This window comes from Galbitalea soli (genome assembly GCF_010686725.1).
Taxonomy (GTDB): domain Bacteria; phylum Actinomycetota; class Actinomycetes; order Actinomycetales; family Microbacteriaceae; genus Galbitalea; species Galbitalea soli.
In genome coordinates, this window is the sequence record NZ_JAAGWZ010000002.1 from 159,506 (window position 1) to 181,769 (window position 22,264).

At 65.3% G+C, this 22,264-nt stretch carries 18 protein-coding genes; 11 read left to right on the forward strand and 7 right to left on the reverse strand.

The features are described from left to right. Window positions 1-2: 2 nt before the first annotated feature. Together G3T37_RS06830 and G3T37_RS06835 are read right to left on the reverse strand one after the other, a co-directional pair. Window positions 3-392, reverse strand: a complete 390-nt coding sequence (locus tag G3T37_RS06830; protein ID WP_163472756.1) for a nuclear transport factor 2 family protein — start codon at window positions 390-392, stop codon at window positions 3-5. 30 nt (window positions 393-422) lie between these two features. After that, window positions 423-1,541, reverse strand: coding sequence for a zinc-dependent alcohol dehydrogenase (locus G3T37_RS06835; RefSeq protein ID WP_163472757.1), 1,119 nt, complete (start codon window positions 1,539-1,541; stop codon window positions 423-425). 188 nt (window positions 1,542-1,729) lie between these two features. Here G3T37_RS06835 and G3T37_RS06840 point away from each other — a divergent pair, with 188 nt between their 5' ends. Next, entirely contained in the window at window positions 1,730-3,244 is a 1,515-nt protein-coding gene (locus G3T37_RS06840) for a GMC family oxidoreductase (protein ID WP_163472758.1), read from the forward strand. 20 nt (window positions 3,245-3,264) lie between these two features. Beyond that, the gene (locus G3T37_RS06845; RefSeq protein ID WP_163472759.1) at window positions 3,265-4,086 is read left to right on the forward strand and encodes a MoaF C-terminal domain-containing protein; all 822 of its coding nucleotides are present in this window, start codon (window positions 3,265-3,267) and stop codon (window positions 4,084-4,086) included. Between the two features lie 13 nt (window positions 4,087-4,099). On the opposite strand, the gene G3T37_RS06850 is transcribed toward G3T37_RS06845, so the two are convergent. Beyond that, on the reverse strand, window positions 4,100-5,083 hold the full coding sequence (locus G3T37_RS06850; protein ID WP_163472760.1) for an AraC-like ligand-binding domain-containing protein: 984 nt from the start codon (window positions 5,081-5,083) through the stop codon (window positions 4,100-4,102). Window positions 5,084-5,215: 132 nt separating this feature from the next. On the opposite strand from G3T37_RS06850, the gene G3T37_RS06855 reads away from it, so the two are divergent. From G3T37_RS06855 to hpaD, 5 genes are read left to right on the forward strand one after another with little or no spacing between them, the layout of a single operon-like run. After that, window positions 5,216-6,661: a fumarylacetoacetate hydrolase family protein gene (locus G3T37_RS06855; protein WP_163472761.1), complete on the forward strand. Its 1,446-nt coding sequence runs from the start codon at window positions 5,216-5,218 to the stop codon at window positions 6,659-6,661. Continuing rightward, window positions 6,649-7,332 (forward strand): GntR family transcriptional regulator, encoded by a 684-nt coding sequence (locus G3T37_RS06860; protein ID WP_206673801.1) that lies wholly within the window; start codon window positions 6,649-6,651, stop codon window positions 7,330-7,332. The genes G3T37_RS06855 and G3T37_RS06860 overlap by 13 nt, the downstream gene beginning before the upstream one ends. A 29-nt stretch (window positions 7,333-7,361) precedes the next feature. Continuing rightward, window positions 7,362-8,309, forward strand: coding sequence for a 4-hydroxy-tetrahydrodipicolinate synthase (gene dapA / locus G3T37_RS06865; RefSeq protein WP_163472763.1), 948 nt, complete (start codon window positions 7,362-7,364; stop codon window positions 8,307-8,309). Further along, on the forward strand, window positions 8,306-9,823 hold the full coding sequence (gene hpaE / locus G3T37_RS06870) for a 5-carboxymethyl-2-hydroxymuconate semialdehyde dehydrogenase (RefSeq protein ID WP_163472764.1): 1,518 nt from the start codon (window positions 8,306-8,308) through the stop codon (window positions 9,821-9,823). Before dapA ends, hpaE begins: the two co-directional genes overlap by 4 nt. 25 nt (window positions 9,824-9,848) lie before the next feature. Then, window positions 9,849-10,925, forward strand: a complete 1,077-nt coding sequence (hpaD, locus tag G3T37_RS06875) for a 3,4-dihydroxyphenylacetate 2,3-dioxygenase (RefSeq protein WP_163472765.1) — start codon at window positions 9,849-9,851, stop codon at window positions 10,923-10,925. A 74-nt stretch (window positions 10,926-10,999) separates the two neighbouring features. Here the strand turns inward: hpaD and G3T37_RS06880 are convergent, their stop codons facing one another. Beyond that, the gene (locus tag G3T37_RS06880) at window positions 11,000-12,409 is read right to left on the reverse strand and encodes an aldehyde dehydrogenase family protein (RefSeq protein WP_163472766.1); all 1,410 of its coding nucleotides are present in this window, start codon (window positions 12,407-12,409) and stop codon (window positions 11,000-11,002) included. Window positions 12,410-12,692: 283 nt separating this feature from the next. Here G3T37_RS06880 and G3T37_RS06885 point away from each other — a divergent pair, with 283 nt between their 5' ends. The 4 genes from G3T37_RS06885 (at window position 12,693) to G3T37_RS06900 (ending at window position 17,328) form a co-directional block, all read left to right on the forward strand. Then, window positions 12,693-13,910 carry an ABC transporter substrate-binding protein gene (locus G3T37_RS06885; protein WP_163472767.1) on the forward strand — a complete coding sequence of 406 codons (1,218 nt, stop codon included), beginning with the start codon at window positions 12,693-12,695 and terminating at the stop codon, window positions 13,908-13,910. An 85-nt stretch (window positions 13,911-13,995) separates the two neighbouring features. Beyond that, the gene (locus G3T37_RS06890) at window positions 13,996-14,877 is read left to right on the forward strand and encodes a branched-chain amino acid ABC transporter permease (protein WP_163472768.1); all 882 of its coding nucleotides are present in this window, start codon (window positions 13,996-13,998) and stop codon (window positions 14,875-14,877) included. Then, window positions 14,864-16,642 (forward strand): branched-chain amino acid ABC transporter ATP-binding protein/permease, encoded by a 1,779-nt coding sequence (locus G3T37_RS06895; RefSeq protein ID WP_163472769.1) that lies wholly within the window; start codon window positions 14,864-14,866, stop codon window positions 16,640-16,642. Before G3T37_RS06890 ends, G3T37_RS06895 begins: the two co-directional genes overlap by 14 nt. Then, window positions 16,639-17,328, forward strand: a complete 690-nt coding sequence (locus tag G3T37_RS06900) for an ATP-binding cassette domain-containing protein (protein WP_163472770.1) — start codon at window positions 16,639-16,641, stop codon at window positions 17,326-17,328. Before G3T37_RS06895 ends, G3T37_RS06900 begins: the two co-directional genes overlap by 4 nt. Before the next feature lie 65 nt (window positions 17,329-17,393). On the opposite strand, the gene G3T37_RS06905 is transcribed toward G3T37_RS06900, so the two are convergent. Genes G3T37_RS06905 through G3T37_RS06915 form a run of 3 tightly spaced genes read right to left on the reverse strand, consistent with a single transcriptional unit; the run spans window position 17,394 to window position 22,156 of the window. Beyond that, window positions 17,394-18,851, reverse strand: coding sequence for a benzaldehyde dehydrogenase (locus G3T37_RS06905; protein WP_163472771.1), 1,458 nt, complete (start codon window positions 18,849-18,851; stop codon window positions 17,394-17,396). Window positions 18,852-18,908: 57 nt separating this feature from the next. Then, window positions 18,909-20,087: an acetyl-CoA C-acyltransferase gene (locus G3T37_RS06910; RefSeq protein ID WP_163472772.1), complete on the reverse strand. Its 1,179-nt coding sequence runs from the start codon at window positions 20,085-20,087 to the stop codon at window positions 18,909-18,911. Beyond that, window positions 20,084-22,156 (reverse strand): 3-hydroxyacyl-CoA dehydrogenase NAD-binding domain-containing protein, encoded by a 2,073-nt coding sequence (locus G3T37_RS06915; RefSeq protein WP_163472773.1) that lies wholly within the window; start codon window positions 22,154-22,156, stop codon window positions 20,084-20,086. Before G3T37_RS06915 ends, G3T37_RS06910 begins: the two co-directional genes overlap by 4 nt. Window positions 22,157-22,264 lie beyond the last annotated feature (108 nt).

Consider the following 22,264-nt stretch of genomic DNA (forward strand, 5'->3'; position numbering starts at 1 on the left):
CGTCAGGACATCGCGGCCAGGACCTCGGCCGTGTCGGTGATCTGCTCGAAGCGCACCGCCTTACCGTCCACGAGCCGCCAGACGTGGGCGACGCGTGCCTGGAAGGGCTTTCCCGTCGCCTTGTACGTACCCGAATAGGTGCCCAGTCCGACCACGGTGTCGCCCGCATCGATCAACTCATCGATGGCGACGCCGTAACCGTCCCAATCGCGTTGCAGCGCGCCGAACACCTTCTCGGCCACCGCCGCGGGCCCGACGTAGGTGCCGGCCAGGGGGAAGCCCGCGGCCTCGGTCCAGACGATGTCGTCGGAGAAGCATGCCAGCATGCCGGCGAGGTCCCCCGCGTCCCCAGCGGCGTAGTGCGCCTCAATGGCGTCTCGGTTCTTGCTCACGTTCTGCTCCTGTCGTGTGATGTGGGAAGGTCAGTCGGAAAGGACGAGCACGGCTTTGACGACGCCGTCCTTTTTGTGGCGCACGAGATCGAAGGCCGACTGCACCTCTTCGAGCTCGAAGCGGTGGGTGATGAGCTCATCGAACGGGAACGCGCCCGTGGACAGCGCCTCGATCGATGGCTCGTACCCACCGGCCGAGAGGAATGACGGAAGTACGTCGATCTCTCTGGTCAACAGGTCGCGGTCCGACCCGAAGGTGACGTCGGCGGTCCAGCCGCACGCACCCGCGAGCACGACTCGCCCACCACGCCTCACCAGAGTGGCCGCCTGCGTTTGAGCGCTCGGGACTCCGGCAGCTTCGATGACGACGTCCGCGAGGGAGCCGAGGGCGGCGACCACCGCGGAGGCCACATCCGTGGTCGCCTGTGAGTCGATGGTGGTGTCGGCACCGAAGCGTGTCGAGAGGGCCAGACGGCTTGGCCGAGTCCCGACCATCACGACGCGTGCGGCGCCGGAGAGCTTCGCCGCGGCGGCCATCAACAATCCCACCGGGCCAGGTCCGATCACGACGACCGTGTCACCGGGGGCGACACGACCGCGGTGCACCGCGCGAAATGCGACGGCGAGCGGCTCCACCAATGCGGCGACGTCCCAGGGGAGGTCCGCGGGGAGACGGTGCACGATCGCCTCCGCGGGCACCCAGAGATAGTCGGCGTATCCGCCCCACAGCCCGGGCTCGACGCTCCTCGAGATGTTCACGCCGTACTCCCGCGCGGCGGCCGGCCCCAGCGCCGGATCGTCTCGTTCGCAGATGTTGTATCGACCTTCCCGACAGCGCGAGCACTGACCGCAGGGCAGAAGCATCTCGACGGCGATCCTGTCGCCGACCTCGAGACCACGGGCAGCGGCGGCATCGGCACCGATCCTGGCGACGTCGCCGACGAACTCATGGCCGGGGACCAGGGGGAACGGATCTCCGATGTGACCGTCGAAGAGGTGGAGGTCGGTGGCGCAGATCCCCACTCGTCGCACCCGCATCACGAAATCGGATGCTCCGGGCTCCGGCACCTCGGTCGAGCGGAGGTCCATCGATCCCGCCGTGGGAAACACCACTTGGCGCGCTCCGAGCGCGGGTGCATCAGTCGTCATCGGTGCTCCTTCACGGCAGCGGATCGCCGGGCCACTCCCCGGTTGAACCCAGCATCCCCGCGTGTCGGCTGCGACCCCTTGTCGCGCGATGAACGGCCATTGATGCAGAGCGAACAAACGCTCGCGCTCGTGGTATGCGGCGGGCGCGATGTGAGAGCGTCGGAGCTGTCATCAGAGAGGAGACGCACATGGATGAGCGTCCAGAGGTCATCGTCGTCGGAGCTGGATCGGCGGGTTCGGTCATCGCACGCCGGCTCGTGGATGCGGGCAAACGGGTGCTGTTGCTCGAGGCGGGAGGTTCGGACGAGAACCCCGTCATCCAGGACCCCGCCCGACTCGGCGAGATCTGGCACAGTTCCGACGACTGGGACTATTTCACCGTTCCTCAGCGGCATGCCGCTGATCGTCGCCTCCATCTGCCGCGCGGCAGGGTACTCGGCGGTTCCCATTCCCTGAACGCCATGATCTATGTGCGGTGCGCCCCGCAGGATTACGACCACTGGGAGTCCCTGGGTAATACGGGCTGGGGCTGGAAGGACGTCCTCCCGGTCTTCAAGAAGATCGAGAACTACGACGGCCCGCCATCGGACTTGCGGGGGACAGGAGGTCTGCTGGACGTCACGGTCGACTACCCACTCAACCCGATCCAGCAGTCCATCATCGACGCGGCCGTCGAATCCGGCATTCCGGAGAACCCCGACTACAACGGTGAAGAACTGGACGGAGTCGCCCGCCAGCAGCTGACGATTCGTGACGGTGAGCGGCTGAGCACCTGGCGTGCCTATGCGGCACCGATTCTCGACTCGCCGCTGTTCACGGTGGTGACCGGAGCGTGGGTTCACCGGCTACTGCTCGACGGGACACGCGTCATCGGAGTCGAGTACGAGCGGGCCGGCGAGGTGATCAAGATCGAAGCCGATCAGGTGGTGCTGACGGCCGGAGCGATCGACTCTCCGAGAGTCCTTCTCCGGAGCGGCATCGGTCCGGCGACGGAGCTCGCGCGGCTCGGCATCGACGTTGTGGCGGATCTCCCAGGGGTGGGCGAGAATCTGCACGATCACCTGCTCTCACCAGTGATCTTCTCGACCGACCGCGAGATCGAGCCCCCCATCCCGGGGACGGGAATCACTCAGAGTCACCTCTTCTGGCGCAGCGCTCCCGAGCTCGAAGTGCCCGACACCCAACCGATCCACTTCAGTGTTCCGATGTATGAGGACTGGATGGAGGGGCCCGCCTGGGGCTTCACGCTGATGGGGGGCATCATCACGCCGGCCAGCCGAGGCCGTCTCACTCTGGCCGGGCCCGAGCCGCGCGCCGGCGTACTCATCGACCTCAACGCCTTGGCCGAGGAGGCAGATCTGCTCGCTCTCGAAGCGAGTGTTCGTCAGGTTCGCGCGATCGGTACGGCACCCGCGCTCGCGGAGGGATGGGGCGCGCGAGAGATCTACCCCGGCCCCGAAGTCGATGACGACGCGTCGCTGCGCGACTACGTCCGGCGCACGGTGATCACGTATCACCACCAGGTCGGCACCTGCAAGATGGGCGTCGATGAGCTGGCGGTCGTCGACCCCCGTCTTCGGGTCTACGGCGTCACGGGCCTCATGGTGGCCGACGCGTCGATCATGCCGAGAGTGACCTCGGGAAACACGAACGCACCCACCATCATGATCGGCGAGAAGGCCGCCGAATTCTTCCTCAACTGAACAGAAAGGACGGGACACCGATGTCTCAGTCAAGCGAATCCGAAATCCTCACCGAAGAGTCCGAGAAGTGGCTCAACATGGACGACTTTGCGGCGGGGATCGACACCAACCGGCGACCGCGAACTCACGATCTTGTGGGGCGGGTGTTCGTCATCCGAACCACCGACGGCGGCACGCTCACACTGGACTTCGTCGATGAGGACGTCGTCAGCTGGACCGCGGACGGGTTCGCTTGGCGGGGTTCAGGACGGGATGCATACGAGGAGGTACCGCTCGACGGCGGCGGCTATTGGGTGGATCTGACGATCGCGGAGCGGAGAGTCGAGACCATCACCGTGCCGCTCCACCCGGAGAAAGGGTGGGCGCTGGTTGTGCACTCCCGCATCGAGGATGAGGGTGCCGACGTCGAGACTCGAGTGATGCAGACCTTCCATGGCGGCATCATCGAGGGGACATCGGCGGAGCTCAGCGACGCCCCCGCGCCGACGCGCGACCTCATCGGGCGGCGCACCCTGTTCCGTTACAGCCCGCACCACCTGTACGAGCACATCTATCTGAGCTCGCGACGGTTCACCTGGCACAATCTCGTCGGTGAGCAGCGTGGGCACGCCGCCACCGAACTCGCGACCACCTACAAGCTGGATGACGGGGTGTACCTGTTCACCTGGCGAGAGGCGATCATCCCCGTCGGCACCGTCTTCGTTTTCGACTACGCCGCCGGTCGTTCGACGGGCAAGTTCATCGGGCTCGAAGGCGACGGGACCATCGCAAACAGCCCCGGTGGAGCGCTCATCATTCCCTTCGGCTATTCGAACTACGGTGAGCACCAAGAACCGGTGTGATCCGGCGGTCGCGTCACTCCGACGGTGGTCGCGCGGCGAACATCCGCGCGCGCAGCTCGGTCGGGGCGGAGTCGTAGGCAGCCTTGAACACTCTCGAGAAGTGAGCTGCTTCGACGAAGCCCCACCGGGCCGCGATCGTGCCCACCGACAGGTGGGCGTTGAGGGGATCGATCAGGTCGCGCCGACACTTTTCGAGCCGCTGCTCCCGGATCCAGGTCGACACCGTCGTACCCTTCTGGCGGAACAGGCCGTGGAGGTGGCGCGTCGAGATGAAGTGCGCGGCGGCGATCTGCGCTGGTGCGAGATCCGGCATCCCGAGGTTCGCGTCGATGTAGCGACGAATCTGCTGCATGAGCAGCTGGTGGCTGTCACCGGGGTCCGCATCGAGGTCGAGCTCGTTGGCGAACATCGTCGTGATCAGATCGATTGCCGAGTGGACGAGGCGGGGACCGGTGACTCCACCGACCCGGTCGAGGTTCTGCGCCACGTTCTGCAAGAAGGGGATGATCATCCCCCCGAGCCCGTCTTCACTCGACAGGCGGTGAGCGGTGAGCTGCGCGATCGCCTCCGGGGGGAGCCCGAGCTGCTCACGAGGGAACATCAGCACGAGCATTCGCATGTCGTTCTCGAACACGAGCGAGTACGGGCGCCCCGTGTCGTAGATCGCCAGATCGCCAGGTTGCAGGAGTGCTTCGCGACCGTCCTGGATCAGCAGGCCCGTTCCCGAGACCTGCAGGCTGGCTTTGTAGTAGGCGGGCTTGTCGCCCGTTGCCAGTGTCGAGGTTCGTTCGACCAGGTGCTGCGAGGCGGTGACCTCGCTGACGTGGGCCGTGTCGACGTCGACGGTGCGCAAGCGTCCCCAGAAGGGCTCGCTTCCGACTCGAGAGACCTCGAGCGGGACGAAGGACTCGGTGACCGCTTGTCGGTACTCGCGAAAGCTGTGCGACACGGACGAGCGGACCCGGCTGTTGGGGTCTCGTGCGACGGTGAGGTTCACGTATTACCACCTTGTAATAACGGAATTGGCGAGCCATGGGCGATCGACTCTGTGTCCCGAATTATAGAGAGACTTTGTTGATCCGCTTAGATCGTATATCTTTTCACATACAGTCAACAAGACGAGGACGTCATGGATACAGCACACGGCCGCCGGCCCGGCAAGATCATCGCCGTGCATCTCAACTATCCGTCGCGCATCGCGCAGCGCGGCCGCGTTCCCGCCTATCCCTCCTACTTCCTCAAGCCGTCCAGCTCCGTTGCAGAGTCGGGGTCGCCGATCGAGCGTCCCGCGGGGACCGAACTCCTCGCCTTCGAAGGGGAGATCGCACTCGTCATCGGGCGCTCCACGCGTCGCGTCACACCCGAGCAGGCGTGGCAGGCAGTCGAGTCCATCACGGCCGCCAACGACTTCGGCGTGTACGACCTGCGGCTCGCCGACAAGGGATCGAACCTGCGCGCGAAAGGGGCGGACGGCTTCAGCCCGATCGGTCCGAGGAGTATCCCGGCGGCCGAGGTCGACCCGGCGGCGCTTCGCATCCGCACCTGGGTGAATGGTCGGCTCGTGCAGGAAGACACGACCGCAGACCTGGTGTTCCCGTTCGCCCACCTCGTCGCGGATCTCTCGCAACTCATCACGCTCGAGCCGGGCGACGTGATTCTGACCGGTACGCCGGCGGGCTCGAGCGTCGTCGTCCCCGGCGACACGGTCGAGGTCGAGGTCGATGCCCCCACCGCGCCCGGGGCGCCGTCGACCGGGCGCCTGATCACGCCCGTCGTTCAGGGCTCGGAGCCGATTGCTGCATTAAGTGCGCCGCCCCAGGTGGATGACGTGCAGCGAGAGGAGGCGTGGGGGAGCCGACTCGCGGCCGGCCTGGCGCCGGTGTTCGCGATCGATGACGCCCTGCGAGCGGACCTGAACAGCGTAGCGACAGCGACCCTGAGCGCTCAGCTGCGCAAGCGCGGGTACGACGAGGTGTCGATCGACGGCGTGCGCACCAACCAGCCGGGCGTTCGACTCGTCGGTCTGGCTCGCACCCTGCGGTTCGTGCCCTTCCGCCCCGACCTCTTCGCCACGCATGGCGGTGGATTCAACGCACAGAAGCGAGCGTTCGACTCCCTCCGGCCCGGCGAGGTGCTCGTGATCGAGGCGCGTGGGGAGACGGTGACCGGCACGGTCGGCGACATCCTCGCCCTTCGTGCCGAGCGGCTTGGAGCGGCGGGCGTGGTCAGCGACGGCGGGATACGCGACTTCGCCACCGTCGCCGCACTCGGTATCCCCTCTTACTCGGCGGGACCTCACCCCGCTGTGCTGGGCCGCCGTCACGTTCCCTGGGAGACGGACGTCACGATCGCCTGTGGCGGGGCCGCGGTGCAGCCGGGCGATGTCATCGTCGGTGACGATGACGGGGTGCTGGTCATCCCACCCGCGCTCGTCCGCGAGGTGGTCGCCGATGCGATCGAGCAGGAGCGCGAGGAGCGGTTCATCGCCGAGCAGGTCGACAGCGGCGCATCCGTGAAGGGGCTCTATCCGATGAACGCCGAATGGAAGGCACGGTACAGCGAATGGCAGAACTGACACCCACGGTTGCAGACGGGACGCTCAGCAAGTCGCAGCTGGCGTACCAGTGGATCAAGGCGCGAATCGCCGATGGCACCTACGTCTCGGGCTATCGTCTCGTGCTGGGTGCGATCGCGCGGCAGCTTGATGTCAGTGTGGTTCCGGTGCGTGAGGCGATCCGACTGCTCGAATCCGAGGGCCTCGTGACGTTCGAGCGGAACATCGGTGCGCAGGTGGCGCTCATCGACGAGGCCGAATACTTCTCGACGATGCAGACGCTCAGCATCGTCGAAGGAGCCGCGACGGCACTGAGCGCCCCGCACATCGGCGCCCTCGACATCGCACGGGCGCGGTCGGTCAACGAGGCGATGAAAGCGACCTTGACCGACTTCGACCCGCACCGCTTCACCGAACTCAACCTGGAGTTCCACGCCGCTCTGTTCGAGCGCTGCCCGAATCCGCAGATTCTGGATGCTGTCCACCGAGGATGGAGCCGCCTGCAGGTGATCCGGGACTCGTCATTCAGCTTCGTGCCTGGCCGTGCCGCCGAGTCGGTGCGCGAGCACGACGACATCCTTCATCTTCTGGAGGCCGGCGCAGACGCTCTGGACATCGAGCTCGCGGCCCGGGCGCATCGGACGCGAACTCTCGACGCGATGCTCACCTACCAAGCATCACACCGACACTGACAGGGCCTGGCCCGCCGAAAGGAACCATCATGCGTTATCGAAGCGATCCCACGACTCTGCGTGGCTCGATCGTGCCCCTCATGACGCCCTTCACCGCCGAAGGCGCAATCGATCACACGAGCCTCGCGAACCTTGTCGAGTGGCAACTGGCGAACGGTACTCACGGAGTCTCGATCGGTGGTTCCACGGGGGAGCCGGGTGCGCAGAGCGTCGAGGAACGCGCCGCCGCCATCGCCACCGTAACGCAGACGGTCGCCGATCGCGTCCCCGTCGTGGTCGGCACGGGAACGGCCCAGTTGCACGAGACGATGGAGCTGACGGCCCGTGCGGTTGAGCTCGGCATTGACGCCTCGCTCATCATCACTCCCTACTATGCGCGTCCCACACAGGAAGCCCTGTACGTCTGGTACAAGACGATCGCGGCCGAGTTTCCCGAGCTGCCGATCATCGCCTACAACGTTCCCTCGCGCACGGCAGTCGATATCGCCCCCGAGACTGTGGCGCGGCTCTATCGGGATGTCGACAACTTCGTCGGCATCAAGGAGACGACGAAGGACTTCGAACACTTCTCCCGTGTTATCCAGCTCTGTGGACGCGACTTGGTCGTGTGGTCGGGCATCGAGCTGCTGTGCCTCCCACTCCTGGCTCTCGGCGGCGCCGGATTCCTCAGCGCGACCGCCAACATCGCCCCCGCTGCGCACGCGCAGATGTACGAACTGTGGGAGGCGGGCGATCTCGAGGGTGCTCGAGCGATTCACTACGGGCTCCACCCCCTGGTCGACCTGCTGTTCGTCGAGACGAATCCCGCACCGGGCAAGTGGGTTCTCGAGCAGCGCGGGCTCATCCGCTCCGGCCATGTTCGTCCGCCGCTCATCTCTCCCACCGAGGCCGGGATCACCAAGATCCGCCACTACCTGTCCGAGGGCGCCGAGTACCTGACGTCCACCGAGGGCTTTCAGTTAGGAGCAATCGCATGACCACCGCAACCACTGCGGCCGCGCCGCACTATGTGCCCGCGGGACTTCCGCAGCGCATCCAGCACTACATCGACGGCCAGTTCGTCGACAGCATCGACGGAGCGACCTTCGAGGTGCTCGATCCCGTGTCGAACACGACGTACGTCACCGCGGCGGCCGGACAAAAGGCCGATATCGACGCGGCGGTCGCGGCCGCTACCCGGGCATTCGTCGACGGCCCCTGGCCGCGCATGAAGCCGCGCGAGCGTGCACGCATCCTCAATCGGATCGCAGACGCGGTGGAGGCGCAGGATGCCCACCTCGCCGAGTTCGAGACCTTCGACACGGGACTGCCGATCACGCAGGCGCTTGGACAGGCGCAGCGGGCGGCGGAGAACTTCCGCTTCTTCGCCGATCTGATCGTTGCGCAGTCCGACGACACCTACAAAGTCCCCGGCAGCCAGGTCAACTACGTCAACCGCAAGCCGATCGGTGTCGCCGGGCTCATCACGCCGTGGAACACACCATTCATGCTCGAGAGCTGGAAGCTTGCACCCGCTCTCGCGTCCGGCTGCACGGTCGTCTTGAAGCCGGCGGAGTTCACGCCGCTGTCGGCCAGTCTGTGGGCCGGCATCTTCGAGGATGCCGGGCTCCCGCAGGGCGTGTTCAATCTGGTCAACGGCTTGGGCGAGGAGGCAGGGGACGCGCTCGTCAAGCATCCTGACGTCCCGCTGATCTCGTTCACCGGCGAGAGCCGGACGGGGCAGCTCATCTTCGGCAACGCCGCACCGATGCTCAAGGGGCTCTCAATGGAGCTGGGCGGCAAGAGCCCTGCCGTCGTCTTCGCTGATGCCGACCTCGATGCGGCGATCGACTCCACTCTGTTCGGCGTCTTCTCGCTGAATGGCGAACGGTGCACCGCGGGGAGCCGGATCCTCGTCGAACGGCCGATCTACGACGAGTTCCTGGAGAAGTACTCCGCGCGCGCGTCCAAGATCGTCGTCGGCGACCCCCATGACCCCGCGACCGAGGTCGGCGCGCTGGTGCACCCCGAGCACTTCGACAAAGTCATGAGCTACGTCGAGATCGGCAAGACGGAGGGGCGGCTTCTTGCGGGCGGCGGGCGCCCGGAAGGACTCCCGACCGGCAATTACGTCGCGCCGACGGTGTTCGCCGACGTCGAGCCGGATGCGCGGATCTTCCAGGAGGAGATCTTCGGGCCGGTGGTCGCGATCACTCCATTCGACACCGACGACGAGGCGCTCGAACTGGCCAACGGAGTCCGCTACGGACTCGCCGCCTACATCTGGACCAACAACCTTGAGCGGGCCCACACCTTCTCGCAGCGCGTCGAGGCGGGGATGGTGTGGCTGAATTCGCACAATGTGCGCGATCTGCGGACCCCGTTCGGTGGCGTCAAGGCCTCGGGACTGGGACACGAGGGCGGATATCGCTCGATCGACTTCTACACCGACCAACAGGCCGTGCACATCACGCTCGGTCACGCCCACACCCCGCGCTTCGGCGCGGCCTGATCGACTCGATTCGAAGGAAGACATCATGACACCGCCGTCACTGACCGCCCCCGGACTGACTCCACCCGATATCGTGCGTTGTGCGTACGCAGAACTCGTCGTCACCGACCTCGCGGCGTCGCGAGAGTTCTACGTCGACATCCTCGGTCTGGTCGTGAGCTACGAGGATGAGAACACGATCTATCTGCGCTCGCTGGAGGAGTTCATCCACCACAACCTCGTGCTTCGGCGCGGCCCCATCGCCGGCGCTGCCGTGCTCGCCTTTCGCGTCCGGACGCCGGGCGACGTCGATCTCGCCGAGGCGTACTACCAGGCATTGGGGTGCCGCACCGAACGGCGCCCGGACGGGTTCGTTCGCGGAATCGGCGATGCGGTGCGAGTGATCGATCCGCTCGGCTTCCCCTACGAGTTCTTCTACGCGGTCGACCATGTCGAGCGTCTGGCGTGGCACTACGAGTTGTACACCCCTGGCGCACTCGTTCGGCTCGACCACTTCAATCAGGTGACGCCCGATGTTCCGCGCGGGCTGGAGTATCTCGAAGGAATCGGGTTCCGTGTGACCGAGGACATCGAGGACGAAGACGGGATCGTCTATGCGGCCTGGATGCGGCGCAAAGACACTGTTCACGACACCGCACTCACCGGTGGCGCCGGCCCGCGCCTCCACCACGTCGCATTCTCCACTCACGAGAAGCACAACATCCTTGCGATCTGTGACAAATTGGGTGCGCTCAGGCGGAGCGATGCGATCGAGCGCGGCCCCGGCCGCCACGGTGTGTCGAACGCGTTCTACCTCTACATCCGGGATCCCGACGGTCATCGCATCGAGATCTACACGCAGGACTACTACACCGGTGATCCCGACAACCCCGTCGTGCGGTGGGATGTCCACGACAATCAACGCCGTGACTGGTGGGGCAATCCGGTGGTTCCGAGCTGGTACACCGATGCGAGCGTCGTACTCGACCTCGACGGTGTGCCCCAGCCGCTCGCCGAGCGGGAGCAACCCAGCGAGATGGCTGTCACGATCGGAGCGGACGGGTTCTCCTACACGCGCAAGGGCGACGTCGACGAGGGATTCAAGCTGGGCGCCCAGTTGTAAGCGTCACACTCCCCGCACAGCGAAGGAGCCGGCACCCGTGAGGGGTACCGGCTCCTTCGCCATTGGGAGGGGATTCAGCCGCTGATCACCTGCGGCACACCCAGGGCCTTCAGGCCCTCCACTCCGAACTCGAGGCCGTAACCGGAGGACTTGACACCGCCGAACGGCATCATCGGGTGCACCGTGCCGTGCTTGTTGATCCACACCGTTCCGGCCTGAAGGCGGACGGCGACCTTTCGTGCCTCGTCGACGTCGGATGACCAGACCGAGGCGCCAAGACCGACGTCCAGTCTGTTGGCGCTCGCGATGGCATCCTCGATCTCGGTGTAGCGGATGATGGGGAGTGCCGGGCCGAACTGCTCCTCGTCCACGAGCGGATCGCCGTCGTGCAGATCGGCTACCAGCGTGATCGGATAGAAGAGTGGACCCAGGTCGGTCGCAGGGCTGCCGCCCGTGATGACCCGTCCGCCGCGCTTCTTGGCGTCCTCCACCAGATCCGACACGATGTCGAACTGCGCCTTGTTCTGCAGGGGACCCAGCACGTTGTTCTCGTCGAGTCCGTTGCCCATCGGCATCGTCGCCGTCACGGCCTTGAGCTCCTCGATGACCTGCTCGTAGATCGAGTCGTGAACATACAGCCGCTTCAGCGCTGCACAGGTCTGGCCGGTGTTGATGAATGCCCCCCAGAACAGGTCGCCGGCGATGCTCGCCGGGTCAGCGTCGGGCAGGACGATTCCTGCGTCGTTCCCGCCGAGCTCGAGGGTGAGTCGGGCGAGGTTGTCTGCCGAACTCTTGATGATCTCGCGGCCGGTGGCGGTCGACCCGGTGAACATCACCTTGTCGATGTCGGGATGCGAGGCGAGACGAGAGCCGACCACGCGGTCTCCCGAGATCACCGTCAGCACGCCGGCCGGCAAGACCTCGTTCATGACCGCGACGAGCGCGAGCACGCTCAGGGTGGTGTACTGCGAGGGCTTCACGACGACGGTGTTGCCCATGCGCAGTGCCGGGGAAATCTGCCACATGCCGATCATCATCGGCCAGTTCCACGGGCCGATCGCTCCGACGACGCCGACCGCACGGTAGTGCAACTCAGCACGCATGCTCCCGTCGTCGACGACCACCTCCGGTTCCAGGGGGGTCGCTGCCGCAGCGCGCAGCCAGCCGACGCACGCGCCGACTTCGAACCGCGCGTTGGGTCCGTTGAGGGGCTTCCCCTGCTCCCGCGACAGCAGCTCCGCGAGGGCCTCGGAGTTCGCTTCGATGCGGTCCGCGGCCGCGTTCATGAGCTCGATCCGCTTCGCGTGTCCCAGAGCCTCCCAGGCGGGTTGGGCATTCTTCGCCGCAGCGATGGCGGCGTCGAGATCCTCCACGGTCATTGTCACGGTCGAGGCGATCACCTCTCCGGTCGCGGGATCGCGAACCTCCCTACCGGACCCGGGCGGGGCGCTGATGGTGTCGAGCAGGGTTGCGTAGTCGGACATGGATACTCTCCTCAGTGAGTCCGGATGCTGATGAAACCAGCATCGTCAGCAGTCGTCCCGCGCGCTTGACGCTGGGCGCACGGCCTGTGCTCCTGAGCGCAGTCCCTTCCTCACGGACCCCCGAGAACTCCGGTACGGAGAGTCAACGACTGTTCCGCAGGCGACAAACGCGCCCCGCGAGTGCGTTCTTAGAGTGGCCGCAGGACGCCGTTGTTTGCCGTCCGACATGAAGGACCGTCGCTGAACATGGACGTTCAGCTCCTATCGGAGAGGCACCAATCACATGCGAAAGACCAGCATCACAATCGGCGCGGCGGCCATCGTCGCCACCGCAGCGCTCGTGCTGAGCGGCTGCAGCGCCACGACCGGTGGCGGCGGTGCGAGCACGCCCGCGACCGGCACGCCGATCAAGGTCGCTGCCCTCAGCGGCCTGACCTTCTTCCCGGAGGCTCCACAAGCAGTCAAGGCCGTGTTCGACGACTACAACGCGTCGGGCGGCTTCCACGGTCATCCGCTCGAATACACGGTGTACGACGACAAGACTGACCCAGCCGTGTCGGCGACCGCGGCGAAGGATGCGCTGGCCAGTGGCGCCGTCGCCCTCGTCGGTTCGTCGTCGCTGCTCGACTGCGCGGTCAACCACAAGACGTGGGAGGACAACAACATCGTGTCGCTTCAGGGCACCGGTGTCGACCCCTTCTGCTTCACCACCCCGAACATCGCACCGGCCAATGATGGGCCGTACTTCGATGCCTACGCGACGTTGTACGACGGTTCGGAAACCCTTGGGTACAAGAACATCTGTGCCGAAGTCGTCCCCGACAACGATGCGGGCAAGGCGGCGTATCAGCAGGCGATCGACGCGTGGTCCGCGAAGACCGGGAAGACGCTCGCCTACAGCGACTTCAGCCTCACGCGTGGTCAAGCGAGCTACGCCGGCAATGTTGCCGCGCTCAAGAGTCACAACTGTGGTGCGGTCATGATCACCGAGGTCGGTGCGGCTGTCACCGCCTTCATCGGAGAAGCATCGAACCAGGGGCTCAACGTCCCCTTCCTGGTCCTCACGTCGTGCTACTCGGACGAGTTCGCAAAGGGCATTTCGTACGGTGCCGACATTCACCTGCCCGCCGAGTTCTCTCCGTTCACCGACCCGAAGGACACGTCGAACACCGACTGGGCGAAGGTCATGGACGCGCACAATGTGCCGAAGACGTCGTTCGCACAGGGTGGCTATCTCGCCGCGAAGTACTTCATCGCGATCCTCGAGACAGTCAAGGGAAAGGTGACGCGGGATTCGTTCACGGCGGCCGCAAAGGCAATGACGACGCCAGTGACGAACCCGATGGTGGCGACTCCTTGGATCTTCGGGCCCGGCACCTCCCACCAGGCGAACAAGTCGGCCTGGCCCGTCGAGATCAAGAAGAACACGAGTGAGTGGACGTCCCTCGGGCCGTGGCTGAAGGGCGACGAGATCGGCTGGGTCGACACCAAGCAGCCGTAACCCTCGCTCGAATCACTGATTGCGGGCGACCGCTCACGGCGCGTCGCCCGCAATCACCCTGTGTTACTGCACCACCGGAGGACAGTTGAACATCATCATCGCTCTCGCCGTCGGATTCAGTTCCGGCGCCCTGTACGCCCTGATCGGGGTGGGACTCACGCTGATGTCGGTGCTGACGCGCGTCATCAACTTCTCGCTCGTCGCGGTCGGGGTGTTCGGGGCCTACCTCTCCATCCGTACCTCGCCCCTGATCGCTGGGGCGTCGCTCGATGTGCAGACCGTGATCACGGTGGTGGTTGCCGTGCTCGTGGCAGCGCTGATCTCCGGCATTCTGGGTTGGATCGAAGCGACGTGGCTCTCCGAAGCGACGACCACCGCGCGCTCGGCCGTGACGGTCGCGTCGCTCCTTATGCTCATCTCCCTCTCGTTCATCCTTTTCGGCTCCCAGCCTCAGCCGCTCCGGCCACTGCTCATCGGGCCGGCGTTTCTCATCGGTGATGTCGCCGTCACCAAGGTCGGGGTCGCGATGCTCGTGGCGGCCCTGGTCGTGGGCATCCTGACCTGGATCGTCGTGAATCGCACACCGCTGGGGATCCGGCTTCGAGCAGTCAGCGATCGGCAGACGGCAGCCGAGTTGCTCGGCGTCAACGTCAAGGGTCTCCAAGTGGGTGTGTGGATGGTGGTCGGCGGCGTCATGGGGCTCTGCGCGTCCATCATCGGCAACACCGCAGCGGCCGATGCGACGTCGATGATCACACTGGTCATCCCCGGCACTGCGGCCGCTTTGGTGGGCGCCTTCAAAAACATTCCGCTCACCATCGTCGGCGGCCTCGTGGTCGGCGCCCTGCAGGGTGCCCTCACCGCGTTCCCGTCGACCACTCAGCTCCGGGACTGGATCCCCATTCTCGTCATCGTGCTCTTCCTTCTCTGGAACCAGCGCAAGGAGGTCTGGGATGTCGCTCGCTAGCCGATCTCGGGCGACACGTCGTCCGTGGCTGCCTCTCGCCATCGCCCTTGGCGCAGTCGTGCTGGGTGCGATCTTCGGCTTCGGAATGCCGGCCTACGTCGTGTTCGTGTCCACCTCGGTTCTGGTCGCGATGGTTTCCCTCATGGGTCTGGGAATTGTGACCGGTACGGCTGGCATGATCGCGCTCTGCCAGCTGAGCTTCGGGTCGATCGGTGCCTGGATCCTCGAATTCCTGTACTTGAAGACGCCTCTCCCGAACGTCTTCGGGCCGCTGTCATTCCTGCTCTTCATGGTGATCGCCGGAGTGATCACGGCCGCGCTCGGACTGGTCATCGGCCTTCCTGCTCTTCGACTGCGAGGGGTCAACCTCGCCGTCATCACCTTGGGGGTCGCCGCGGCGGTCGACACCACCGTGCAGCAGATCGGGTTTCCGGATCAGAGCTTCGCGCACATTCCCCGACCCTTCGGTCTTTCATCGGACCCGACCGGCGACCGGGGGTACTTCCTGTTCGCCGTGATCATCACTGTGACGATTGCTCTGGGCATCTACGCCCTGCAGAAGAGCAGGATCGGTGCAGCCTGGAAATCCGTCGCGTTCTCCGAGCGGGGGACCGCCTCAGCGGGGACGAGCGTGCGCACCGCGAAGCTGTCGGCATTCGCGCTCAGTGCCTTCGTCGGGGGCATTGCCGGGTGCCTGATCGTCGGCCAGATCACGCAGGTCAACTACCTCACCTTCACGCCCATCAATTCACTGGGGCTCTACGTGCTCAGCATCGTGGTCGGCTCGCAGCTCATTGACATGGCTCTCTTCGGGGGAATTCTGTTCGTCGTCATTCCGGAGATACTCAAGCAGTTCCGGGTTCCGCTCGAGTGGTCGAGCGTGGCCTTCGGGATATTGGGGATTCAGGCTCTCACCTCGAACTCGAATCTGGGCACGAGCGTGCGCGCCGCTCTCTTCCGCCGTCGCCGACTCATGGAGGCGTCCCGAGCTGACGCCGCCGGGGATCACGCCGCAGTGGAGTCCGTCGCAGAGGCCCCCATCCCCGCCGGCACGGGTCGCCCTTTGCTGGTCGTCGAACACCTCACGGTCGAGTTCGGGGCGGTGAAGGCGCTGACAGATGTCTCGCTGGTGGTCGAAGAGGGCACGATCCTCGGCTTGATCGGCCCGAACGGTGCGGGCAAGTCGACGTTCGTGGACGCGATCGGTGGATTCCTTCCGCAACACACCGGAACCGCTGTGCTCGATGGCGAACCGCTAGCCGGACTCCCTCCGCATCGGCGCGCCCGAGCGGGACTTCGCCGCACCTTCCAGCAGGATCGGGTGCCGCCGAGCATGAGTGTCGGCGCCTACCTTCGATTCGTCACGGGGGGAAGGGCCGACCCTGCCGCGATCTCCGACGCGCTGACATTCTTCGGTTGCCCGGATGCGTATACCCCGCTCAGCGTCGTGGACGTCGGCACTCGCCGTCTGGTGGAGGTGGCGGCCAACCTCGCGTCACGTCCCAAGCTGTTGCTGCTGGACGAACCTGCCGCGGGTCTATCGCACGACGAGCACCTCGCATTCGCCGATCGACTGCGCCGTGCTCCCGAGCACTTCGGAACCACGATCCTGATCATCGAGCACGACCTCGACCTGGTGCGCAGCGTCTGTTCGCAGATCACGGTCCTCAACTTCGGCGAGATCCTGGCGAGTGGAGACCGCGCGTCGGTACTGAACGACCCCAAGGTGGTTTCAGCGTACATGGGTGAAACGGAGATGCTGTGAGTCTCAAAGTTACCGACGTGGTGGTGCGGCGGGGCGTCGGCCCCGTCATCTCAGGCGTCAGCCTCGAAGTCCATCAGGGCAGCATCACGACCATCGTGGGCCCGAATGGGGCAGGAAAGACCAGCCTGCTCGAGTCCCTGTCGGGCATCATCCCGATCGCGTCCGGTGGCCTGGAGATCGACGGCCAGGAAATCTCCACGCTTTCGCGGCGGCAGCGGTCGCTGTTGGGGCTCAAGCATGTCGAGCAGGGCCGGATGATCTTCCCTTCGCTCACCGTCCGCGAGAATCTCACGCTGACGGCGCGATCGAAGGCCGACTTCGACGAGGCCATGTCCTTGTTTCCCGAGTTGGAGAAGCGCATTGATTCCCCGACGGTCTTGCTGTCCGGTGGCGAGCAGCAGATGGTCGTGTTGGCACGCACCTTCGCCGCGCGGCCGCGGTACATCATGATCGACGAGATGTCGCTGGGTCTGGCACCCGTCGTCTTCTTGCGGCTTGTTCCCGTCATTCAGGGCATTGCTCAGTCGGGGGTCGGTGTCTTGCTCGTCGAGCAATTCGCCCATTTGGCTTTGCGGGCGGCGACGGATGCCCTTGTGGTCACGAGCGGCAAGGTCTCCTATCACGGTCCCGCGCAGGAGCTGCTCGCCGACGAAGCCCTCTTGCGCAACGCCTACTTGGGGCAGTAGCTGACGCCCCACGACCGCCGCGATCCCCACGTGTCCGACGGCCGGAGGCGCTCGCCTCCGCCGGTCTAAAAGGGATACTCGGCGATCGTTGACCGCATCGTGAGCCACTGAACATCAGTGAATGCGTCGAGGTTCGTCTCCGCACCACCAATCCGTGAGCCGTTGCCCGACCATCCGACGCCGCCGAAGGGCGCGTTCGACTCGTCGGAGACGGTCTGCTCGTTGATGTGAATCTTGCCGCTGGGAATCCGGTCCGCGAGTTCCATCGCCATTCCGACATCGCCGAGTATCCCGAGAGACAGACCGTACTCGTTGTCCGTTGCGATCGCCGTGGCCTCATCAAGATTTGCGAACGACCGGACGGGGGCGACCGGCCCGAAGATCTCTTCCTGCCATGCGGGCATGCCAGCGCCCAGGCCGGTCATGACCGTCGGGGCGTAGAACAGATCCTGGTGGGTGCCGCCTGCGGCGACGATGCCGCCCATCTCGACCGTGCGTCGGACGACGGAATCGATGCGGTCGAGTTGGCGCTGATCGATGATCGGACCCAGCGCGACCTGGGCTGACGCCGGGTCCCCGACGGGAAGCGCGCGGGCCGTCGAGGCGAGCGCGTCCACGTACTCGTTGAACATGCTCTCGTGGACGAGGTGACGACCAGTGGCCATGCAGATCTGGCCCTGATGCATGAACGATCCGAACGCGCCGGCCGAGGTGGCACGCGCCAGATCGGCTCCAGGCAGCACGATCAGCGCGTTCTTGCCCCCGAGCTCGAGATGGACTCGCTTGAGATGCCGCGCGCCCAGCGCTCCCACTGCTCGGCCAGCAGCGGTGGAGCCGGTGAACGACACGACACGGACCTCAGGTGCTTCCACGAGTGCTTCACCGACCTCCACCCCGCCGGGGAGCAGGTGGAGAAGTCCCTCCGGCAGGCCCGCCTCCTCGAAGATTCGCACGATGCTCACACCGCCGGAGACCGTGGTGCGGAGGTCCGGCTTAAGGAGCACCGCGTTTCCGAGCGCGAGCGCGGGCGCAACCGATCGGATTGCGAGGATCAGAGGGAAGTTGAACGGCGCGATGACGCTGACAACCCCCACCGGCAGGTGTCGAGCGAACGACCAACGCGCCTCGTTCGAGGCCAGCACATCGCCTTGCTTGAGGGAAGGCAGCGCCGACGCATCAAAGCACTCGTTGGCTGCGGTGTGCGTTTCCAGCTGAGCCTTCGGAAGGATTGCCCCGGATTCGCGGACGATCCACCCTTGAATCTCCTCAGCGTGCTGCTCCCAGAGCAGGCCTGCCTTGCGAAGGACGGCGGCTCGCTGTTCGGGCGAACGCTTCGCCCAGTCCTTCTGAGCGGACGCTGCCGCTGTCGCCGCACGCTGAACATCCTCGCGCGTGGCAACACCGACACTCCCGAGGAGTGCTCCGGTAGCCGGTTCAACGACGTCCGCGGTCGCCGCGGCTGTCCGCCGCCATGTGCCGGAGTACAAGGCGCCGCTCCATTGCGGGTCTTCGAGTAGTGACATGGCATTCTCCTCTGGGTGAATGGGTGAATGGGTGAATGGGTGGATGGATGGGCTTGCTCAGTTGAATTCAAAGAGTGCGGCGGCCCCTTGGCCGCCGCCAATGCACATTGTCACGACGGCGCGGGACGCGCCCCGGCGCGCGCCCTCGATCAGTGCGTGGCCGCTCAGTCGAGCGCCCGACACGCCATAGGGATGCCCCATCGCGATCGCACCGCCATCGACGTTGAGAATCGAGTCGTCGATGCCAAGCGTGTCTCTGCAGTGGAGGACTTGAACCGCGAACGCTTCGTTGAGTTCCCAGAGATCGATGTCGTCGATTCGCAGCCCGCATCGCTCGAGGAGCTTCGGCACTGCGTAGAGCGGACCAACGCCCATCTCATCCGGTTCGCAGCCGGCGACAGCGTAGGCGCTGAAGCGACCCAGCGGTTGGAGTCCCAGTTGTTCGGCCAGCTCTTCAGACATCACGACGCAGGCGCAGGCGCCGTCGGAGAAGCCGCTGGCGTTGCCCGCCGCGGTGGTTCCGCCCGGAACAGCCGAACGGATGCGCGCGAGTCCTTCGAGCGTGGAGTCCCCCCGGATCCCGTCGTCGTGCTCGACGACGGTCTCGACGATCGACGCGACACCCGACGCCTTGTCGACCGCCGCCATCCGAGCCGCCATCGACACGATCTCCGCATCGAATCGACCCGCCGCCTGTGCCGCAGCGGCCTTGAGGTGGCTGCCCAAACCGTAGGCGTCCTGTCTGTCTCGGCCGATCGAGTATCGTTCGGCCACGGTCTCCGCGGTTCTCAGCATCGGCCAGTAGATGGCAGGAACGATCCTCTCCAACTCGCGATCCCGCGCGGAGAATCCGTTCATATGCTCCTGCACCAGGCTGATCGATTCGACGCCGCCGGCGACGACGACGTCGTACTGTCCTGTCATCACTCGCTGAGCAGCGATGGCGATGGCCTCCAGCCCGGAGCCGCAGAATCGACTGACGGTGACGCCCGCGGTGGAGACCGGCAGGCCCGCGCGGAGCGCAGCTTGGCGCGCAATGTTACCGCCGGTCGCCCCCTCCGGATTCGCGCAGCCCAAGACGACATCATCGATGCGTTGCGGGTCGACGCCGGCGCGCTCGATCGCTGCGGCGATCACGTGCCCCGCCAGGGTGGCACCGTGCGTGAGGTTGAAAGCGCCGGTCCAGGACTTCGTGAGTGGGGTGCGGGCGGTCGAGACAATGACGGCGGATCTCATGGTGTGGGCCGATCTTCACGGGAGCGGAGGAAAGTGCTGGGTTCCCAAAACGGGTCGGATGTCACTCGCGCCCACTTGACCATCGCGCGGTTGGCTCGATCGAATCCAAGGTCGCTCGCGAAGAACCAGGGGCCACCATGCCGCGCGGGAAAGCCATACCCGTTAACCATGACGGTGTCGACGTCGGCGCTACTGGCTGCGATCGCCGCCTCAAGTACGTCGGCCGCTTCACGCACCATGGCGAGTACGCAGCGTTCAACGATCTCGGCATCGTCGATCGCGCGGTCGCCGCGACCGGGCGAATACAAACTGCCCACCTCGGAATTCGGGCTCGATGACCCATCTGCCGCGTAGCGGTACCAGCCGATGCCGGACTTGCGGCCGAACCAACCACGTTCGGCGACGGCATCGGCGATCGCCCACGCGGGATCCTTCGCTCCCGGGGCCGCCCTCCTGGCCATCCACGGAACATCGTTACCGATGACGTCGAGCACGCGGAATGGACCCATCGCCATGCCCCACGCCTCAAGAACCCTGTCGACCCGAGATGGTTCAAGACCCTCGAGCACGAGCGAGTTCGCCTGTCGGAGATACTGATCGAAGATTCTGTTCCCGATGAAGCCAGGTCCCACCTCCGCCACCACCGGAATCTTCTTCATTCTCTTCGCGAGAGCGACTGTCGAGGCGAGTGTGGCCGGCGCCGTGTGCGCACCGTTGACCACTTCGACCAGCTTCATGATGTTCGCGGGGCTGAAGAAGTGCATCCCGACCACGGATTCGGGCCGCTTCGTTGCCCCGGCAATGAGGTTGAGGTCGAGAGACGAAGTATTGGAGGCCAGGATGGTGCCGGGTCGTGCGATCGAGTCGAGCTGCGCGAAGACATCGATCTTCACCTGGAGATCCTCGAAGACCGCTTCAATCACTGCATCGACGTCGGCCGCTCCGTCCAGCCCGACGACTCCCGTGAGCGACGCCAGCTGCTCATCTCGCTGACGTCCTGACAGGCGACCTTTCGAGACAGAACGCTCGAGTTCGGCTGCAATGGCGGCGACTGCACTGTCGACCCGCTCGAGGTCGGTGTCGATGATCGTTGTCACGACCCCGGCACCCAGGAGGGCGAGGGTGATGCCGCGCCCCATGGTGCCCGCGCCAACGACAGCCGCCCGTGAAACGGGAGTTGTTGACTCGTCTGGCGTGGGAACCCTCCCGGCGGCGCGTTCAGACAGGAAGCGATAGCGGGCGGCGCGTGCTTCGGGCTGAAGAGCCAGGGATCGAAACAGCTCGAATTCGCGGGCAAGGCCTTTGTCAAACGGGAGCGTCACGGCGGCGGAGAGAGCGGCGAGAGCGTCGAGGACACCCGCGTTGACGCGCGGATTGCGCGCGGCCGAGCGTCGCGCGGCCTCGACCAAGGCCTCTGCAAGCGGCTCTTCTACGGCGTCGTCTCGCAGTCTTGGCTTTGCATTTGCATTTGCACTTGCACTTGCACTTGCGGCGAGGCGCGCTGCCATCGCGATGGCAGCGGCGATGACATCGCTGTCGATTGCATCCACGAGTCCCATCGACAGTGCTTGCGATCCGTCAACGGATCGTCCGGTCATGATGAGGTCGAGTGCGGCCTCGATCCCGATTGCGCGTGGCAGGCGCTGTGTCCCGCCGGCGCCCGGCATGAATCCCAGCGTGGTTTCCGGCAGGCCCAGTCGTGAGTCGCGTTCCGCGATGCGCGCGGAACAGGCCAATGCCAACTCGAGTCCTCCACCGAGTGCGACTCCCGTGATGGCGGCAATCGTGGGCGTCTTCATCGAATCCAGATAGCCGGCGATGGTGAGGTGAAGGGTGGGCTCTGCCAAACCCTCACCGCTGTCGAACTCGGCGAGATCGGCTCCGGCACTGAAATTCCCGCGCCCGGTGACGACGACGGCTTTGATCGTCGGGTCGGCTTCTGCGTTCTCCAGTGCGGCGAGGAGGTCGCGTCGCAGCGGTCGTCCGAGGGTATTCACCGGAGGATTCACCATCGTGACGATCAGCACGTCGCCCTCGCGATGTTGATCGACTCTCGCCGAACCCGCCACGCTGTCTCCTCTGTGAGCAACCCACGCGACTTTCGCGCGGACCTATTACACAACAGTTGCGAACTTAATACAAATGTCTTATGTTGCAGTTCGGCTCTCGTCGTGAGC

Coding starts and splice junctions, on each gene's coding strand:
- G3T37_RS06910 (WP_163472772.1), bottom strand. CDS start 20,087: ATGAGATCCGCCGTCATTGTCTCGACCGCCCGCACCCCACTCACGAAG.
- G3T37_RS06855 (WP_163472761.1), top strand. CDS start 5,216: ATGGATACAGCACACGGCCGCCGGCCCGGCAAGATCATCGCCGTGCAT.
- G3T37_RS06860 (WP_206673801.1), top strand. CDS start 6,649: ATGGCAGAACTGACACCCACGGTTGCAGACGGGACGCTCAGCAAGTCG.
- hpaD (WP_163472765.1), top strand. CDS start 9,849: ATGACACCGCCGTCACTGACCGCCCCCGGACTGACTCCACCCGATATC.
- G3T37_RS06840 (WP_163472758.1), top strand. CDS start 1,730: ATGGATGAGCGTCCAGAGGTCATCGTCGTCGGAGCTGGATCGGCGGGT.
- G3T37_RS06845 (WP_163472759.1), top strand. CDS start 3,265: ATGTCTCAGTCAAGCGAATCCGAAATCCTCACCGAAGAGTCCGAGAAG.
- G3T37_RS06895 (WP_163472769.1), top strand. CDS start 14,864: ATGTCGCTCGCTAGCCGATCTCGGGCGACACGTCGTCCGTGGCTGCCT.
- G3T37_RS06905 (WP_163472771.1), bottom strand. CDS start 18,851: ATGTCACTACTCGAAGACCCGCAATGGAGCGGCGCCTTGTACTCCGGC.
- dapA (WP_163472763.1), top strand. CDS start 7,362: ATGCGTTATCGAAGCGATCCCACGACTCTGCGTGGCTCGATCGTGCCC.
- G3T37_RS06880 (WP_163472766.1), bottom strand. CDS start 12,409: ATGTCCGACTACGCAACCCTGCTCGACACCATCAGCGCCCCGCCCGGG.
- G3T37_RS06885 (WP_163472767.1), top strand. CDS start 12,693: ATGCGAAAGACCAGCATCACAATCGGCGCGGCGGCCATCGTCGCCACC.
- G3T37_RS06835 (WP_163472757.1), bottom strand. CDS start 1,541: ATGACGACTGATGCACCCGCGCTCGGAGCGCGCCAAGTGGTGTTTCCC.
- hpaE (WP_163472764.1), top strand. CDS start 8,306: ATGACCACCGCAACCACTGCGGCCGCGCCGCACTATGTGCCCGCGGGA.